The organism is Neisseria sp. P0020.S005, assembly GCF_051957055.1.
GTDB classification, from domain to species: Bacteria; Pseudomonadota; Gammaproteobacteria; order Burkholderiales; family Neisseriaceae; genus Neisseria; species Neisseria subflava_A.
The window spans coordinates 1-452 of sequence record NZ_JBQCWV010000063.1; the positions used below are offsets into that span (position 1 = coordinate 1).

Here is a 452-nt window from a genome sequence, read left to right on the forward strand (position 1 = left end):
GTTTAAGAGTCAGATTGAAACTGATGAAAGTACAGGCAATGCTGCGATTTTATCTCCAGCAATCATCGAACGTTTGTTAATGCCTTGGGAGGTTTATCTTTGTGAATGATTCTAGTCAATATTTCGAAGCCTTATATCATCACAATAACGACCCTTGGGGCTATGATTTACATTGGTATGAAGCTCGTAAAAGGCAGATTTGTTTGGCATTGCTTACTCAACAGCATTATTCATCAGTGTTGGAAATCGGCTGTTCCAATGGCCATTTAAGTGTACATTTAGCCAAACGCGCTGATCAGCTTTTATGTCCAGATTTTTCTGAACATGCTGTTCATTGGGCCTCTAAACGTTTAGAGAATTTGAAGCATGTGAGCGTTCAACACCAAAAAATTCCTGAATATTTTCCTGAACAGAAATTTGATCTGATTGTCATCAGTGAAGTGGCCTATTAC

The 452-nt window shown here is 38.5% G+C and carries 1 protein-coding gene; it reads left to right on the forward strand.

What is annotated here, in order from left to right; genetic code table 11:
• Window positions 1–101: 101 nt before the first annotated feature.
• A partial coding sequence (locus ACTHTU_RS11305) for a class I SAM-dependent methyltransferase (protein WP_440362601.1) occupies window positions 102–452 on the forward strand: 351 nt, incomplete at its 3' end.